A 15,891-nucleotide genomic window follows, 5' to 3' on the forward strand; every position below is an offset into this window, starting at 1 on the left:
CGAACGAAAGGCTGGCCCGGTGAGCGACGCCGCGTTCTTCGTCGACTCGTGGGATCCGGCGTACGGGGCGTCGTTCGAGGCGTCGGCGGCCGGGCCGGCCGCGCCGAGCAGCGCTCAGGTCGACGCGGACGTGGAGCTGCCCGCCGTGGACTGGCGGGCGATCGGGGTACGCCCGGGGGTGCGCGCACCCGACGTGGTGTTGCTGGTCGACGGGGTGCGTCGGATCGATGCGAGCATCTGGACGGCCGAGACCGACGGCGGGTCGTTTCCCGGGTTGGCCGCCTCGTACGCGGCCGGGGTGGTCCGCTGTGACCTGGGCCGGGGTGCGGCGCAGTTGGCGGGCACCCAGGTTGGCAGGGGGCTGTTCACCGCGAGCCCGTCGGCGCAGGATGTGGTGGCGGGCGCGATCCGTTACCCGGTGCACCGGGTGGGTGGCACCGGTGAGTTGGCGAAGCTTCCGGCCGCCGTGCAGGGTCCGCTGACCGCGTTGGAGGTGGCGGTGTCGGACGCGGCCCGGGTCGACGGTGACCTGTTGGTGGTGGACGGCCCGTTGCGCAGTCGTCGGCAGTTGCCGCGCACTCTGGGCTACATCAAGACGCAGCACAGTCAGTATCTGGATGCCCGGCTGACCGCCGTGGTGACCGGGATGGCGTCGGGTGAGCGGTCCCCGGTGTTCCGGCTCGGCACCGCCTGGGGTGGTTGGTCGTGGTATCTGCGGCTGCCGGTGGCGATCGGCGCGCCGTGGGCGGGCATCGTCCGGGTGGAGTGCTCCGCCGACCTGCCGGTCGAGGCGGCGATCGAGCTGGCTGATCTGTCGTTGGTGACCCTGCCGCGCTTCGCGTCCACCCCGTACAAGGACCCGCGGGCCCCGCAGAACCTGATCCCGATCGCCGGTCTGGAGCGCCGACTGCGGGCCCTGCTGGGTGATTCCCGGCTGCTGCACCGCGCGTTGACCGCAGCGGCCCGCGCCGCCCGTTGAACGCGGATACTGGTTCCGATGGGGCGTAAACGGGCGGCTGAGCGGGTGGTCGAGCAGGTGGACACCGGGCTGGCGGAGCTGGTGCCGGATCCGGACCGGGCCGGCTCGTGGACGTTGCTGCTGGATGGGGCGCCGCAGTCGCACGTCGACCTGGCCGACCCCACTCACCTGGAGTTCGAGTACGTGCGTCGGCTGGCTGCCGCCGTGGATCTGATCGCGCCGGCCGGCGCGCCGCTGCGGGTGCTGCATCTGGGTGGCGGCGCCCTGACCCTGCCCCGGTACGTCTCCGCCACCCGAGCGGGGTCGACCCAGCGGGTGTCCGAGGTGGATGGCGCGCTGGTGGAGTTGGTCCGTCGGGCGTTGCCGTGGCCGTCGGACCCCCGGCTGAAGGTTCGGGTGCAGGACGCCCGGGCGGTGCTGGCGTCGACCCGGGAGGCCAGCTACGACGTGGTGGTCGCCGACGTGTTCGCCGGTGCGCGTACCCCGGCTCACCTGACGTCGCTGGAGTACGCGGCCGAGGTGGCCCGGGTGCTCCGCCCCGACGGTTGGTACCTGGCGAACCTGGCCGACGGCCCGCCGTTGCGGCACGCCCGGGGGCAGGTCGCCACGGTCCGGTCGGTGCTGCCGCGGGCGTGTCTGGTCGGCGACGCGGCGGTGCTGCGCGGGCGCCGGTACGGCAATCTGGTGCTGGTCGCCGGGCGCTCCCAGCCGCCGGTGCCGGAGTTGACCAGACGGGCCGCCGGTGACTGGTTTCCGGGCCGGGTGGTGTCCGGCGACGAGCTGGACCGTTTCGCCGGTGGCGCGCAGGTCGTGCGGGACGCCGACGCGACGGGTTCGGATCCGCCACCGCCGGGGCTGTTCTCGGTGCGCCGCTGATCGTCCCCTCACCGGCGGGCGCGGAAGTTTTTTCTCCGTTTGTTGATCCGTTGGGACCGGTGCTGCGTACCACCGGGCGGCCCGCCTCGTGGGCCGGCGTTGGTCACGGAGATCCCGGAGGTCTGCATGCACGCGGTGGCGGCCGGTTGGCATGGCGACGCGGTACGCGCTGACTGGTTGTCGGCGCGACCCTCGTCACGGTCGACCTCGTCTGCCCGGGGGGTCGACGCGAGAGCGACGTCTCGCCAGAATGGTCCGGTGACGCCGCGACCGGCGCCCGGGCGCCATCAGGCGACGTCAACCGAGGCCAGCCACTCCGACCAGTTGATCCGTCAGCTCTACGCCGAGCACGCCGGCCCGTTGCTGATGTTCGTCATGCGCCTCACCGGGGGGGACCGGCAGCGCGCGGAGGACATCGTCCAGGAGACGCTGCTGCGGGCCTGGCGCAACGCGCACCGGCTGGGCGCCCAGGGGCAGGGTTCGTTGCGGCCGTGGTTGGTCACTGTGGCCCGCCGCATCGCCATCGACGAGCACCGCAGCCAGGAGGCCCGGCCGCCGGAGACGTACGACCGGGACCTCACCGCGTTCGCCGAGGCGGACAGCACGGACCGGGTGCTACGCACCATGACGGTGGCGGACGCGCTGCGTACGCTCAGTCAGTCGCACCGGGAAATTCTGATCTCGACGTACTTCCGGGGGCGGACGGTGCCGGAGGCGGCCGAGGAGTTGGGCCTGCCGCTGGGCACCGCCAAGTCGAGGGTCTACTACGCGCTGCGCGCGCTGCGCACGGCTCTGCAGGAGCGGGGGGTGACAGAATGAGCCGGCCGGACCACATGGACGTCGCGGCGTACGCGCTCGGTGTGCTCGACGAGCAGGACACTGAGCGGTTCGAGGAGCATCTCGCCACCTGCTGGGCGTGCGCGGCCGAGTTGGAGACGATGGTGCCGGTGGTCGGGCTGCTCTCCGACATCGACGGCGAGACGATGATGGCGCTGGAGCAGACGGCGACGGATCCGGCCCTGCTGGACCGGACGCTCGGCGCGGTCCGGGCGGATCGGCGGCGTACCCGGTTTCGTCAGATGCTCGCGACGGCCGCCGCGGTGGTGGTCTTCGGCGGTCTGACCGGGTACGGCTTCGTCAGTGTGACGGGCAACGAGCAGCCGCCGGGGGTGCTCGCCGAGTCGACGCCGAGCGCGCCGAACGATCCGCCGACGAGCGCGCCGACGGCCGCGCCGAGCGGCCCGGGTGTGGGTGGCACCGAGGTGGAGGGTGACCAGGTCGAGGCGACCGACCCGACGACCGGTGTGCAGACCACCATGTTCCTGGTGACCAAGGATTACGGCACCCGGATCAATTTCAGTTTGCGGAAGCTGCCCGGCCCGCGCGTCTGTCGTCTGGTGGTGGTGCGCAAGAACGCCAGCACGGAGGTCATCTCGACCTGGTCGGTGCCGGACGGTGGCTACGGCACCAACACCCGGCCGCAGGGTCTTGAGCTGAGTGCGTCGACGTCGGCTCTGCCGGTTGACATCAAGCAGTTGCAGGTGCAGTCGGTGGACGCCAACGGTGTGGCGAGTCCGCTGGTCACCGTGCCTCTGTAGGCGCGCCCACCGCATCGGCGCCGGTCATTTCCACAATGGCCGGCGCCGATCTGTCGTTGCGGGAGGCATCCCCTGCGGGGGCGTACGCAGCGCAGCCGGAAACGGTTCAATCGGTTTACGTGAAATTGACCACTGTTACTGCTTCAACCTTGACAGCCCGCTCCCCGTACCTATGGGTGAACTGTCAAGAATGAGGAGGGCACGTGGCACAGATGAAGCGGACCGTCATCGTCGCGAGCGCGATGGTCGCACTAACGGCCTGCGCTCCCGCGGGTTACGACCCCGCGAACTCGAGCGCGGCGGAGCCGGTCGCCGTCGCCGCGGCCGAGCCCACCGCGACGGTTGAACCTGAGGTTTCGGCGTCCGCGGAGGCGCCGGCCGCCGACGCCCCGCCCGCGGACGTCGACCTGACCGAGAAGTTGGTCGGCAAGAGCGTCGCCCGGATGGGCAAGGTGGTCACCGACCAGGACGGCTGGATCCTGTACCGCTTCGACAAGGACACCGCCGACCCGCCGTCGTCGAACTGTGTCGACAAGTGCGCCGAGGTCTGGCCCCCGGCGCTGACCGACGGCAACCCGGAGCTCACCGGCGTCTCCGACGACAAGGTCAGCAGCGTGACCCGGCAGGACGGCACCCGTCAGCTCACCGTCGGCGGCTGGCCGGTCTACCGCTACATCGGTGACAAGAAGCCCGGCCAGTGGAAGGGCCAGGCTGTCGGTGGCACCTGGTTCGTGGTCCAGCCGGACGGCAAGAAGAACCTGAGCTGCCTGCCCAAGGGCACCCCGAAGGCGGTCGCGCCGCCGTCGGACAGCGGCTCCAACGACGCCGGCGGTTCGGGCTACTCGTACTGAGCCTGACCGCCCGCGAGGGCACGGTGGTCGGTCGTCGCCGGGGAGGGCGCGACCGGCCACCGTCGTGTCCGGGGTGGGTCAGGCCCGTTCCCACGGGCTCGGCACCGGGAAGTACGTCTCCAGGAACGGGATGAGCAGCGCCATCTGCGCGTCGAGGTCCTCCTCGACGGAGAACGCGTCGTTGAGGCAGAACACCTGCCGGTCCCGGCGGGCGAGCAGGTGCGCCAACCGGGCCGGGGTGTCCGGGTGGGACAGCTCGGCGATGGTGTACCGCAGGTCCCCCGGTGCCGCGCGTCCGGTGTGGAAGGCGTAGTAGTGGTGCAGCGACGAGGCGATGGACAGGTCGTCCATGCTGCGGAACTGACTCGCCGCGGTCCGCCGGTACTGCTGCGGGAACGTCTGCTCGATCTCCTGGAGCACGCTGCGCCGCAGTGCGTGCGGCATGTGCTTCATCTTCTGGGTCAGCACGGTGCCGAACCGCTCCGCGATCAACGCGCGGTTGTTCTTCCCGGCCGCCGACGACGGGATGTCCCCGGCGGTGGGCGGCCCCGGCGGCACCAGCGCCGGCGAGGGGAAGAACCGCGAGATGCCGTTGGCCAGGAAGAAGTCCTGGGGCAGCACCTCGGTGCCGAGGAAGACGTCGTCGTTGAAGTACAGGAAGTGCTCGGAGAGCCCGTCGATGTGGTGCAGTTGACTCTCGATGGCGTGCGAGTTGTACGTCGGCAGCACCGTCGGGTCGGTGAAGATCTCCCGGTGGCTGACCACCCGCAGCCCGCTGGCGGACGGGTCCAGCCAGGCCGGCACCTGGTCGTCGGTCACCACGTAGACGTGGCGTACCCAGGGCGCGAAGAGATGCAGCGACCGCAGCGAGTAGCGCAGCTCGTCGCGGCTGAGGAAGCGGGCCGCGCTCGCCGCCTCCGCGTGGTACGGCACCCCGGCCACCTCGGCCCGTCGCCGTAGCCAGGCGGGGTCGGTGCCATCGACCCAGGTGTAGACCACGTCGACCGGGAACGGCACGTCGTCGGGGCGCGGTGCGGCGAACTCCGGACGGGTCCAGGCGGTGGCGGGCGCGGAGGGGGGTGCCAACCCGGTGAACCGCGACTCCGGTACGAGGACCAGCGGCGCCACCACCGTCACCTGTTCGGCCACGGCGTTGGACCGCGGCGCGACAAGCGTGTCACCCTCCCGGGTCCAGAACTCGACGTCGCACCCGTACGCCTGCCCCAGCACCAGCCGACGCTGGGGGTCCGTCCAGTACCAGGTCAGCCGTACCACCGGGGCGTCCGCCAGCCGCTCCCAGGTCTTCGTCTCGAACCCCGCGGCCGGTTGCCCGGTGCCCTCCGGCACCGAGACGTATCCGGGGACCCGGCCGCAGGCGGCGGCGAGCGCGGCACACGCCTGCGCGCGGTGGGTGGCGTCCACAGCCACCACCGACGAGCGGTGAAACTTCCCCCGCACCCGGAAATGGGGTACGCCGGCCTCGTCGAGCGCCGTCGTCACCGCGGTGAGATTGTCCAGCCGTGCCATCAGAGGGGTGACCGACGCCCCGATCCGGGCCACCCTCGGCCCCCGGTCGGCGGTGACGACCACCCGGTCCGCGCCGGCCAGCAACTCCGGCTGGCGGCGGGCCAGCCGCTCGCCCCGGCGCTCGGAGAGGTGACCGTCGCGGGCGGCCCGGGCGACCCACTGCTTCAGCTGGTGCCGGGCCCGGGGGCTCACCTTCGTCGCGATGGCACGCCGGGTCTGCGGGCTGAGCACCCGCCGGTACACCTCGACGAACCCGGTGGGTTCGGCCAGTGCCCGGGGTGGCTCGCCCGGGGTGGGCGTCGGGCCGGTCACTGCTGCGGGCCCGGCAGCGCCGCGATGGCGGCGGCCACCCGTTGGGAGTTGTTGCGGTCCTGGACGGCGAAGAAGTCGGCCGCCCGGCGGGAGTACTCCTCCTCGCGGACACACCCGTTCTCCAGGTAGCGGACGATCGCGGTCACCGTCTCCTGCGCGGTCGCACAGACCGGGCCGAACCCGTGCTCACCGTGTTCGAAGTAGCCCTTGCGGTAGCCCCCGATGGAGAAGTACTCCTCCTTGTCGAAGTGGGCGTAGATCAACGGAGTGCCCAGGTAGGCGACGTCGAAGGCAGTGGACGAATAGTCGGTGATGAAGAGGTCGCACTGCCGCAGGGCGTCCTGCACGCTGCGCTGCGTCTGATCCACCACGGAGAACGCGGGGTCCGCCGGCACCATCGCCGTCGACACGTTCCGCATCTCGTAGTGCGGAAGGAACTCCAGGGTGTACCCGTGCCGCCGCAGGCTGAGTCGCAACTCCTCACTGCCGAACAGCTCGCTCAGGAACCGGGCGTACCCGGACGTGTCGAACGGGAACCTGGGGCGCAGCGCGGGGTTGTACGACGGGCTGACCAGGTAGCTGCGCCAGGTGGGCATCAGCAGGATCCGCCGGCCGCCCCGGTCCGGGACCAGTGCGTCAAAACGCGGGAAACCCAACCGCTGGGCCGCGTCGCCGTAGTCGAACTGCTTCGCCACGTACTCGGCCTCCTGGCCGGCCGCGGCGACGAACAGGTCGACGCCGGTCTTGGCCCGGTGCAACCCGCCGCTGACGTCCTTGTCCGTGACGCCGTGCTGCAGGAAGACCCGGGCCGGCGCGACCCGCCAGTTGAGGTGCTTGAGGTACGCCCCCCGCTCCCAGCTGGACGGAAGCATGTAGGAGTCGATGTCGTAGGAATTGATCAGCTTGCTGGCGTGCAGCATGAGGAACTTGTGCCGGAACGAGTCGTACGTGACGACGTTGCCGAGCCCACGCAACCGCTCCCGGTCCGGGCTGTCGCTGGCGATCACGTAGTAGGCGTTCCGCCTGCGCTCGACCTTGCGCAGGTGTCGGAACAGGTGCCAGGAGTTGTCCTGGGCGGTGTCCTTGCGCTCCCCGACGAGCCAGATGTCGCGCCCGCGCATCAGCGGCTCGGTGATCAGACGCAGCAGGCGCTGCTTCCAGAAGGGCCGGCGGGACACCACGTGTCGAAGGTCCTTGCGCACCAGCATCCGCCGCCACCGCCGCCGGCCGGCGGCGCCACCGCCCCGCTGTACCAGCAGAGTGGCGTTCTCCCGCCCGGCGAAGCCCGGCAGGATCCGGGTGTCCCCGGCGAGCTTCATCCCCGAGTCCCGCAGGAAGGCGGCGGAGATCAGACACTGCCGCGACGCCTGGCCCGTCTCGGTCAGGAAGACGAGCCGCAGGAGGTGGCTGCCGGTGCGCATCTGCGCGACGGGCACCTCGGCCACGAACCCGGACCATTCCCGGCTGTCGTCGGCGGACTTCAGGTCGCTGCGCCGCTCGATCGTGGCGGGCACCGTCAGCTTGCTGCCCCGCAACCGCAGCCCGAGGGGGGTACGGATCGGTCGGTGCATGGGCAGGCCATTGATCTGCACGTGCCCGGACAGCTTGAGGGCGTCACCGGATTCGGTCAGCCGCGTCTGCTCCAACCGCACCGACACCGCGCTCACCTTGGTCAAGGGAAGCAGAGCCGGGGTGACCGGGTAGTCGAGGTGCAGCTCGCCGCCGCAGGCGACGACACCCTGCACCCGCTCCCACGGGCGCGCGAACAGCTCGAAGTCGTACGTCTTGAAGGCGAGGTAGGCCACCCGGTGCCGGGTGTCAGCGCTCCAGCGGGCGATGAAGGCCGGGTCGACGTCCTGGTAGATCTGCGTGCACTTCTCGAATATCCGCCACAACGCGGCATCGTCGAACAGGGTGTGCGCCCGCATCGCGAACCCCTGGTAGCTGCGCACCAGGAAGCGTTCCAGCACCTCGCGGCGGAAGACGTCCAGCTCGGGCCGGAGACCGGCGAGGGTTTCGCAGAGTTCCAGGTGGTCCCAGTAGTTCTGCTCCCGCAGGAACAGGTTGTCCATGATGGAGTTGCCGGTGTCCCGACGGCGGTACTGGTAGACCACGGTGTCGACCAGCGCGATGCCCTCGGCCTTGAGCAGCATCGGGATGGCCAGGAAGGCGTCCTCGAAGTGGACCCCCTCGCGGAACCGCAGGCCGTGCTGACGCAGTTGGGCGAGGTCGTACAGCTTGTGGCACGGGCCGGCGTCGAAGATCAGATCCGGTGCGTCGACGACGGTTTCCAGCAGCCGATCGCCCTTGCCGAACGGCTTCTTCCAAAGGAATGCGGTCGGCTTCGGAAAGGTGTCCATGTCGCCGATGGCGATGCTCGCCTTGTGGGTCACGATCGCCTTGAGCAGCACCTCGATGGCTCGCGGCGGCAACAGGTCGTCGGAGTCGACGAACGCCACGTACGGGGTGTCGGCGATGTCGAGCGCCAGGTTGCGGGCCGCCCCCGGCCCGCTGTTGGGCTGTTGCAGGGCGGTCACGTTCGGGTGTTCCGCCGCGAACTGCTTGACCAAATGGTCGGAGCCGTCCGTGCTGCCGTCGTCGACCAGGACGACGTGGCACTGACGGAAGACGGTCTGCGCGGCGATCGACCCCAGTGTCTCGGGCAGGTAGTCGACGACGTTGTAGACCGGAACGATGATCGTGACCTGCGGGGCGGGGTCTACCACTCTGGACTCCACGGGAAAGGGTGCGGGAAACGCGGGGGGAACATCGGCTGGCACGGGCTCACTCGTCGCGCCGGAGCAGGACGGACTTGAAGTCGGTGACCGTGTTGAGCATGTTGTTGGGCATGGTGGGAGCGTCGATCGGGGCGCCCCGACGGGCGTCCTGCACCGAGCGGTACGAGCGCCGATACAGCTCCCCGGCGCCCACGTTCCGCCGCTCCGCCACCACGTCGTCCGGCAGCTCGAACGGGGCGGGGAAGGGCAGGTAGCGCGGCAGGAAGTCGGCCAGCATCCGCTCCTGCTCGGCGAACGTCCGAGGGTCGGAGTCGGTGTCGTTGAGGCAGAACACGTCGCGGTTGCGGCGGGCCAGCAGCTCGGCCAGTCGGGCGGGGGTCGAGGGGTGGCCCAGGTCGGCGTACTCGTACTCGATGTCGCCGGGGACGGCCTGCGCGGTCAGGAACGCCCAGTACTGGTGCAGCGACGACGGGATGGACAGGTCGCCGTGGTGCCGGAACCGGTGCCGCGCGGTGGCCATGACCTCGTCCGGCAGCGTGCCCTCGATCTGCTGCATGATGCTGCGCCGCAGCGCGAACGGGGTGTGCTTCATCTTCTGCGTGATGGTCACGCCGAACTGCCGCTGGATGTGCCGGCGGTTGTTCTTCCCGGCGGCCTTCACCGGCGGGTCCTCCGGCTTCGCCTCGCCCAGGCCGAACTGGGCCGGCGAGGGAAAGAACTTCGCGATCCCGTTGGCGTGGAAGAAGTGGTTGGGCAGCAGTGGGCGACCGAGGAACACGTCGTCGTTGAGGTAGAGGAAGTGTTCGGACAGGCCGTCGATGCGGTGCAGCCGGGACTCGATGGCGTGCGAGTTGTACGACGACCGGCCGCCGAGGTCGGCGAAGAGTTCGGCGTGCGAGATGACCGTGATCATCGGGTGGCTCGGGTCGAGCCAGCTCGGCAGTTGGCTGTCGGTGATCAGGAAGATCCGCCGCAGCCAGGGCGCGAAGCTGTGCAGTGACCGCAGCGAATACCGCAGCTCGTCGCGGTTGTGGTAGCGCGAGGAGTTCGCGGCGACCGCGTGCAGCGGGCCTTCGGGGGCGCCGAGCGCCAGCGACTTCCGCTTCAGCCACTGCGGGTCGGAGCCGTCCACCCAGGTGTAGACGGCGTCGATCGGGAAGCCGATCCGGTCCGGCGCTCGGACGGCCAGGTCCCGGCGGGTGCCGTAGGTGTGGTCGTCGGCCTCGGGCACGAAGTGGCTCATCAGCGCCGCCGCCACCCGGACCGGCTGCGCCCGGGCGGGTGCCTCGTCGACGACCCCGTTGCGCCGCGGCGCGCGGACCATGTCTCCGTGCCGGCTCCAGAACTCGATCTCGCAGGCGAACTGTGCGCCGAGGACCACACCGGCGCGGGCGTCGGTCACCGGGAAGCAGACCTGGATCACCTCGGTCGGGGTGGCGTCCGGTTGGTCCCGACGGGGCTGGACCTGCACCACCCGGACGTCCGCGCCGGCCAGTGCCGGCGCGGAGCGGATCAGGCGTTGTACCGCCGGCCGGTGGTCGTCCAGGACCGCGACGGTGCTGCGCAGGTGGTCGTCGTTACGGATGCAGTGGTATTCGATGCCGGCCGCGTGCAGCGCGGTGGTGACGGCCGTGAGGTTGCGGTGCCATTGCTGCAACGGGGTCGCCGCGGCGACGACCTCGGCCCGGGTGCGAACGCCACCGTCGGTCACTGCCACCCGGGCGCCGAGGGGATGCACCGTGTCCCCGCCGCGCGGGCGGGAGAGCGTCTGCACCAGGCCCATCCGCCGGTGCGCGGGCAGCAGGCCCAGCAGCCGCCGCCGGGCCGGTGACGGCAGGAGTCGGTAGATCTTCAGGGCGATCATGAGCTGGACCGTCCGTTCGCTACGGCCGCCTCGTCAGCGGGCACCGATCAGCCCTGCGTACGGTTGGCGGGGCGACGTCCCACTCGCGACGATTCGACACTCACCCGTGCGGCCATCACTGCATGCCTTTCCACAGATCCCCCGTTGGCACCGCGCGGCGATCCGGCGTCGACCGCGTCGCCTGGCGGCGGCTGTCGGCGACACCGATCTCCGGGCCGGACCGCGTTCTCCCGTGAGGGACGACACTGGCCGCCGCAGGTGGCCCGGGGCAGTGCATTTTACCTGCAGGCCATCAAACAACCACATGATCGATACCTGGCCTACAGGCAAAAATGGCATAAGGACGGTATGGAGGTATTCGAGAAGATAATCCTGGCCATTCGGGTGGTTCAATGACACCGGGTCGGTCGACTGACCGTGCCCTCGCGAAGCTGCTCAACTCCGCCCGCGACCGGTACGGCCGGTCGCCGGCCACTGCCGTGACCTGGCAGAGTAGCGGGGTGACCGAGACCGGACCCGCCGCGACGAGGGTGCTGCACCCACCGGTCGGCTACCGGCTGGCCGCCTCGGTCCGCGCCCTCACCTTCAGCCCGTACGACCCGTGCGCCCGGGTGGCTGCCGGCACCTTCTGGTGGGCGACCCGCACCCCGGACGGTCCAGCCACGCTCGCGCTGCGACCAGCCGGCGGGGAACTGCTCGCCGAGGGCTACGGGCCGGGGGCCGAGCACGTCCTCACCCGCGCCGACGCGATCGCGGGGCTGCGCGACGACCTGACCGGCTTCACCGAGTTGGCCTCGGCGCACCCGCTGGTCGCCCGGCTGGCCCGGGAGCACCGAGGGCTCCGGATGCCCGCCACCGGGCAGGTCTTCCCCCGTCTGCTGCGCGCGGTCTTCGAACAGAAGGTCACCGGCAAGGAGGCCTACCGGGCGTACGCGGCGATGGTGCGGCACTTCCGGGAACCGGCTCCCGGGCCGCTGCAGCCGCTGCTCCTACCGCCCGAGGCCGCCGCGGTGGCCGCCACCCCGTACTGGGTGTTCCACCCGTTCGGGGTGGAACAGCGTCGGGCCGACACGCTTCGTCGCGCCGCGGCGCTCGCCGACCGCCTGGAGCGCAGCACCGACGCCACCGACGCCACCCGCCGGCTCACCGCGATCCCCGGCATCGGGCCGTGGACGGCCGCCGAGGTGGTCCGGATCGCCTACGGGGACCCGGACGCGGTCAGCGTCGGCGACTACCACATCCCGAACACGGTGGCCTGGGCGCTGGCCGGCGAACCGCGGGGCGACGACGCCCGGATGTTGGCCCTGCTGGAGCCGTTCCGAGGTCACCGGGGCCGGGTGTGTCTGCTGCTGGAGGCCGCCGGCATCCGGGCACCGAAGTACGGCCCGCGGGCCCCGATCCGCTCGTTCGCCGGCTACTGATCCGCTGGGGCGGACGCGCTCACCGGCCGACGCAGAGCCGACGCAGGGTACGGCTCAGTCTGCACCCGCCGATGCGACGGCGGCGAGGCCGACTGTCAGCCCCGCTCGCAGCGACGCCGGAGCCCGTCGGCCTCCATCCGCAGGTAACGGCGGAGCAGCCCGCCGTACAGCCGGCCGATCAGGCCGGCCAGCGGACCGGACTGGTCGATGGCCAGCTCGACGCGGGTACGCCCGTCGGGCAGCGACAGCAGCCGGTGCTCCCCCGTGGTCCGCACACCCGGCGCGGCGGAGACCCACACGAACTCCCGCCGCTCGGTCAACTCGGTGACCCGCCAGAGGGCCGGCCGCAGCTTCGGCTGGGTCAGTCGGGCGGTCGCGCCGACGGCGAGCGGCCCCGCTTCCCCCCGCTCGGCCTGCGTCACCGAGCCGGTCCACTCGGGCCAGCGCCCCACGTCGACGAGCACCGCCCAGACCTGCTCGGCGTCCGCGGCGATCTCGGTATCGGCCTCGAACCGCATCACGTTTCCTCCCCGGCGGCGCCGCTCGGCACCGCCCCGGGTACGGACGAGGCCGCCGCGAGCATTGTGACAGCCCGATCCTCCTCAGTGGAGGCCGCCGGTCGACGCGCGGTCAGGCGGCCTCGTGCAGGTCGGCCAGGGTGAGTGGGGTACGCCGACGCAGCAGCTCCTCCAGCTCCGGCACCGAACCGACCTCGCCCAGCACGTTGCTGCCACCGCCGAACCGCTCCGGGTAACGGCGGGTCAGCCGGAAGCGGTAGCGGCCCCGGATCAGCTCGACGCTCACCCGCCACCGCCCGCAGCAGTCACAGACCCACTCGGACACCTGGCGAAAGTAGCTCTGACCTGGGGTTATGCGATTCGCCCGGTCGGGACGAGCGACGCGTAGGCGGACACGCCACCCCGGCACCCACGGTGATCTGCCTCACGACTGTCGGCACCGTCTGATTGACTGGTCGGCGTGGACCTGCCGATCAACCCGCCGGTCGAGCCGATGCTGGCCAAGAGCGTTCCCAAGCTGCCCACCACGCCCGGGGTGACCTACGAGCCCAAGTGGGACGGGTTCCGGTGCATCGTGTTCCGCGACGGCGACGAGGTCGAGTTGGCCAGCCGGGGCGGCAAGTCGATGACCCGCTACTTCCCCGAGGTGGTCGAGCAGGCCCGCCGGCAGTTGCCGCAGCGGTGCGCGGTCGACGGTGAGTTGATCGTGATTCGGCGCGACGGGCCGAGCGGCCAGCCCCGGCTGGATTTCGAGCTGCTGGCCCAGCGCGTCCACCCCGCCGCGTCCCGGGTGAAGATGCTGGCCGAGACCACCCCGGCCGACTTCGTCGCCTTCGACCTGCTGGCCATCGGTGACGAGGCGCTGCTCGACCAGCCGTACCCGCGCCGCCGGGAGCGGCTGGTCCAGGCGCTGGCCGGGGTGCGTCCGCCGGTGCACGTCACCCAGGTCACCACCGATCCGGACACCGCCCGGCGGTGGTTCGACGTCTTCGAGGGCGCCGGGCTGGACGGTCTGATCGTCAAGCCGGCCGACCTGCCGTACGAGCCGGGCAAGCGACTGATGTTCAAGGTCAAGCACGCCCGCACCGCTGACGCCGTGGTGGCCGGCTTCCGCTGGCACAAGTCCGGCCCGGTGGTCGGTTCGCTGCTGCTCGGCCTGTACGACGACGCCGGGGTCCTGCACCACGTGGGGGTGAGCGCGTCGTTCAGCATGGCCCGCCGCGCCGAACTGCTCGACGAGCTGGCGCCTTATCGGGACACCGGCGGCGAGCACCCGTGGGTGCACGGTGACCACGAGCGCGGCCAACGCATTCCGGGTGGGGTGAGCCGGTGGACGGGCACGAAGAACCTGGAGTGGGAGCCGGTGCGCCCGGAGCTGGTGGTCGAGGTGGGCTACGACGCGATGGAGGGCGAACGCTTCCGGCACACCGCCCAGTTCGTCCGGTGGCGCCCGGACCGCGACCCCCGGTCCTGCCGCTACGACCAGCTCGACCGGCCGATCCGCTTCGACGTCGACCAGGTGCTGCGCGGCGACCCGACGGCCACCGTGGACAGCGCCGCCACCGGCCCGGCGTAGCCTGGCCGTCGACCCGATCCCGGAGGACCACGTGACCCGCACCGCCGACCAGCCTCGGATGGCGACCAGCCGCCGGGTCCGTCGCACTCTCGCCGCCTTCGGCGTCGCCGCGCTGCTCACCGCCGGTTGCACGCTGCCGGCGTTCGCGCCGCGCACCGAGGTGGAGGGCGCGGCTGCCCCGACCGGCAGCGCACCCACCTGGCGGCCGTGCCCGGAGGTTCCCGACGAGCTGGTCAGGCGGGGCGCGCCGAACATGCGCTACGAGTGCACCCGCATCGCCGTGCCCCGTGACTGGGGCACCGGCGGCGGGGCGAGCACCGGCCCCGGCGCCGGGGAGACCTTCGAGATCGCCCTGCTGCGCGCCCGGTCCACCAAGCAACGCGACCGGGTGGGCTCGCTGGTGGTCAACCCGGGCGGTCCGGGCGGGTCCGGCGTCGACACCGCCGTCTACCTGTCCTTCGGCCCCCAGTTCGGCGGGCTGCCCGCGTCGATCACCGAGCGCTTCGACATCGTCGGCTTCGATCCGCGCGGGGTGTCCCGGTCCAGCCCGGTGAAGTGCATCTCCGACGCCGACCTGGACGCCAGCTTCGGTTACGACCCGGACCCGGCGAGCCAGGCGGCATTCGACGGCTTCGTCGGCCTGAGCCAGCGGATCGGGCGCGGTTGCGGCGACCGGTACGGCGACCAGTTGCCGCTGTACGGCACCGAGCAGGCCGCCCGCGACATGGACGCGGTACGCGCCGCCGTGGGCGACGACAAGCTCACCTACCTGGGCTACTCGTACGGCACCCTGCTCGGCGCCACGTACGCCCAGCTGTACCCGCAGCGGGTGCGGGCGCTGGTGCTCGACGGCGCGGTCGACCCGCAGCAACGGTTGGTCGAGGGCTCGGAGAGCCAGGCCCGTGGCTTCGAACGGGCCTTCACCAACTTCACCACCTGGTGCGCGGCGAACGCCGGCCGCTGCCCGATCGCTCCGGATGCCCGCGCGGCCGTCACCTCGGCCATCGACAAGGCCAAGGTCTCCCCGGTACGCGGTGCGGACGGGCGGGAGGCCACCGCCGGCTGGGTGTTCTACGCCGTCATCTCCTCGCTCTACACCGAGTCGGGTTGGCAGGAGCTGGCACAGGCGATCGACAAGCTGGCCGAGGGTGACCCGAAGGACGTGTTCCGGCTCGCCGACGCGTACGCCGGCCGGGAGGACGACGGGCACTACTCGAACCTGTTCGACGCCAACCTGGCGATCAACTGCGCCGACGAGACGGAGAAGCCGAGCCGGGAGCAGATCCGACAGCTGCAGTCCGAGTGGCGCGGGAAGTACCCGCTGTTCGGGCCGGCGCTCGCGGTCGGCATGTTGAGCTGCGTCGAGTGGCCGGGCGGGCGTGACCCCTACCCGACCGGGAAGGCGAACGGCGCACCGCCGATCGTGGTGGTCGGCACCACCGGAGACCCGGCGACACCGTACGAGCAGACCCCCCGGCTCGCGTCGATGCTGGGCGTCGGCCGGGTGCTCACCTGGGAGGGCGAGGGGCACACCGCATATCCGCAGACGTCCTGCATCACCGACGCGGTCGACGCCTACCTGCTCGACCTCAAGGTTCCTCGGGAGGGCCTGCGCTGCCCGCCCCGCTGAG

13 protein-coding genes are annotated in these 15,891 nt (G+C 71.4%); 8 read left to right on the forward strand and 5 right to left on the reverse strand.

Annotated features, from left to right (window positions below; genetic code table 11):
* Positions 1-19 precede the first annotated feature (19 nt).
* The 5 genes from QCZ28_RS21295 (at position 20) to QCZ28_RS21315 (ending at position 4,304) form a co-directional block, all read left to right on the forward strand.
* Positions 20-979: a hypothetical protein gene (locus QCZ28_RS21295; protein WP_279518285.1), complete on the forward strand. Its 960-nt coding sequence runs from the start codon at positions 20-22 to the stop codon at positions 977-979.
* A gap of 18 nt (positions 980-997) precedes the next feature.
* Positions 998-1,855: a fused MFS/spermidine synthase gene (locus QCZ28_RS21300; RefSeq protein WP_279518286.1), complete on the forward strand. Its 858-nt coding sequence runs from the start codon at positions 998-1,000 to the stop codon at positions 1,853-1,855.
* Between the two features lie 126 nt (positions 1,856-1,981).
* Positions 1,982-2,674, forward strand: a complete 693-nt coding sequence (locus tag QCZ28_RS21305; RefSeq protein ID WP_130399796.1) for a sigma-70 family RNA polymerase sigma factor — start codon at positions 1,982-1,984, stop codon at positions 2,672-2,674.
* Positions 2,671-3,453, forward strand: coding sequence for a zf-HC2 domain-containing protein (locus tag QCZ28_RS21310; RefSeq protein WP_279518287.1), 783 nt, complete (start codon positions 2,671-2,673; stop codon positions 3,451-3,453). The genes QCZ28_RS21305 and QCZ28_RS21310 overlap by 4 nt, the downstream gene beginning before the upstream one ends.
* Positions 3,454-3,656: 203 nt before the next feature.
* Positions 3,657-4,304 (forward strand): hypothetical protein, encoded by a 648-nt coding sequence (locus QCZ28_RS21315; protein ID WP_279518288.1) that lies wholly within the window; start codon positions 3,657-3,659, stop codon positions 4,302-4,304.
* A gap of 78 nt (positions 4,305-4,382) precedes the next feature.
* Here the strand turns inward: QCZ28_RS21315 and QCZ28_RS21320 are convergent, their stop codons facing one another.
* Genes QCZ28_RS21320 through QCZ28_RS21330 form a run of 3 tightly spaced genes read right to left on the reverse strand, consistent with a single transcriptional unit; the run spans position 4,383 to position 10,745 of the window.
* Positions 4,383-6,143, reverse strand: coding sequence for a stealth family protein (locus tag QCZ28_RS21320; protein WP_279518289.1), 1,761 nt, complete (start codon positions 6,141-6,143; stop codon positions 4,383-4,385).
* Complete coding sequence (locus QCZ28_RS21325; protein WP_279518290.1) at positions 6,140-8,869, reverse strand: CDP-glycerol glycerophosphotransferase family protein; 2,730 nt, start codon at positions 8,867-8,869, stop codon at positions 6,140-6,142. The genes QCZ28_RS21320 and QCZ28_RS21325 overlap by 4 nt, the downstream gene beginning before the upstream one ends.
* A 58-nt stretch (positions 8,870-8,927) precedes the next feature.
* A complete protein-coding gene (locus tag QCZ28_RS21330) occupies positions 8,928-10,745 on the reverse strand; it encodes a stealth family protein (RefSeq protein WP_279518291.1) in 1,818 nt (605 codons plus the stop codon).
* A 500-nt stretch (positions 10,746-11,245) separates the two neighbouring features.
* Here QCZ28_RS21330 and QCZ28_RS21335 point away from each other — a divergent pair, with 500 nt between their 5' ends.
* On the forward strand, positions 11,246-12,166 hold the full coding sequence (locus QCZ28_RS21335) for a DNA-3-methyladenine glycosylase 2 family protein (RefSeq protein ID WP_279518292.1): 921 nt from the start codon (positions 11,246-11,248) through the stop codon (positions 12,164-12,166).
* Between the two features lie 95 nt (positions 12,167-12,261).
* On the opposite strand, the gene QCZ28_RS21340 is transcribed toward QCZ28_RS21335, so the two are convergent.
* Together QCZ28_RS21340 and QCZ28_RS21345 are read right to left on the reverse strand one after the other, a co-directional pair.
* Positions 12,262-12,684, reverse strand: coding sequence for an SRPBCC family protein (locus QCZ28_RS21340; protein WP_279518293.1), 423 nt, complete (start codon positions 12,682-12,684; stop codon positions 12,262-12,264).
* Between the two features lie 112 nt (positions 12,685-12,796).
* Positions 12,797-13,009, reverse strand: a complete 213-nt coding sequence (locus tag QCZ28_RS21345; protein ID WP_279518294.1) for a hypothetical protein — start codon at positions 13,007-13,009, stop codon at positions 12,797-12,799.
* A gap of 135 nt (positions 13,010-13,144) precedes the next feature.
* Here QCZ28_RS21345 and QCZ28_RS21350 point away from each other — a divergent pair, with 135 nt between their 5' ends.
* Positions 13,145-14,260, forward strand: a complete 1,116-nt coding sequence (locus QCZ28_RS21350) for an ATP-dependent DNA ligase (RefSeq protein ID WP_279518295.1) — start codon at positions 13,145-13,147, stop codon at positions 14,258-14,260.
* 58 nt (positions 14,261-14,318) lie between these two features.
* Positions 14,319-15,890, forward strand: coding sequence for an alpha/beta hydrolase (locus QCZ28_RS21355; protein WP_279518314.1), 1,572 nt, complete (start codon positions 14,319-14,321; stop codon positions 15,888-15,890).
* Position 15,891 lies beyond the last annotated feature (1 nt).

The sequence above is a fragment of the Micromonospora sp. DH14 genome, from assembly GCF_029809455.1.
GTDB classification, from domain to species: domain Bacteria; phylum Actinomycetota; class Actinomycetes; order Mycobacteriales; family Micromonosporaceae; genus Micromonospora; species Micromonospora parva.

Bases quoted from the DNA above. Each gene is read 5' to 3' on its own strand.
- QCZ28_RS21300 (WP_279518286.1), top strand. From the start codon at position 998: ATGGGGCGTAAACGGGCGGCTGAGCGGGTGGTCGAGCAGGTGGACACC.
- QCZ28_RS21305 (WP_130399796.1), top strand. From the start codon at position 1,982: ATGCACGCGGTGGCGGCCGGTTGGCATGGCGACGCGGTACGCGCTGAC.
- QCZ28_RS21310 (WP_279518287.1), top strand. From the start codon at position 2,671: ATGAGCCGGCCGGACCACATGGACGTCGCGGCGTACGCGCTCGGTGTG.
- QCZ28_RS21330 (WP_279518291.1), bottom strand. From the start codon at position 10,745: ATGATCGCCCTGAAGATCTACCGACTCCTGCCGTCACCGGCCCGGCGG.
- QCZ28_RS21340 (WP_279518293.1), bottom strand. From the start codon at position 12,684: ATGCGGTTCGAGGCCGATACCGAGATCGCCGCGGACGCCGAGCAGGTC.
- QCZ28_RS21355 (WP_279518314.1), top strand. From the start codon at position 14,319: ATGGCGACCAGCCGCCGGGTCCGTCGCACTCTCGCCGCCTTCGGCGTC.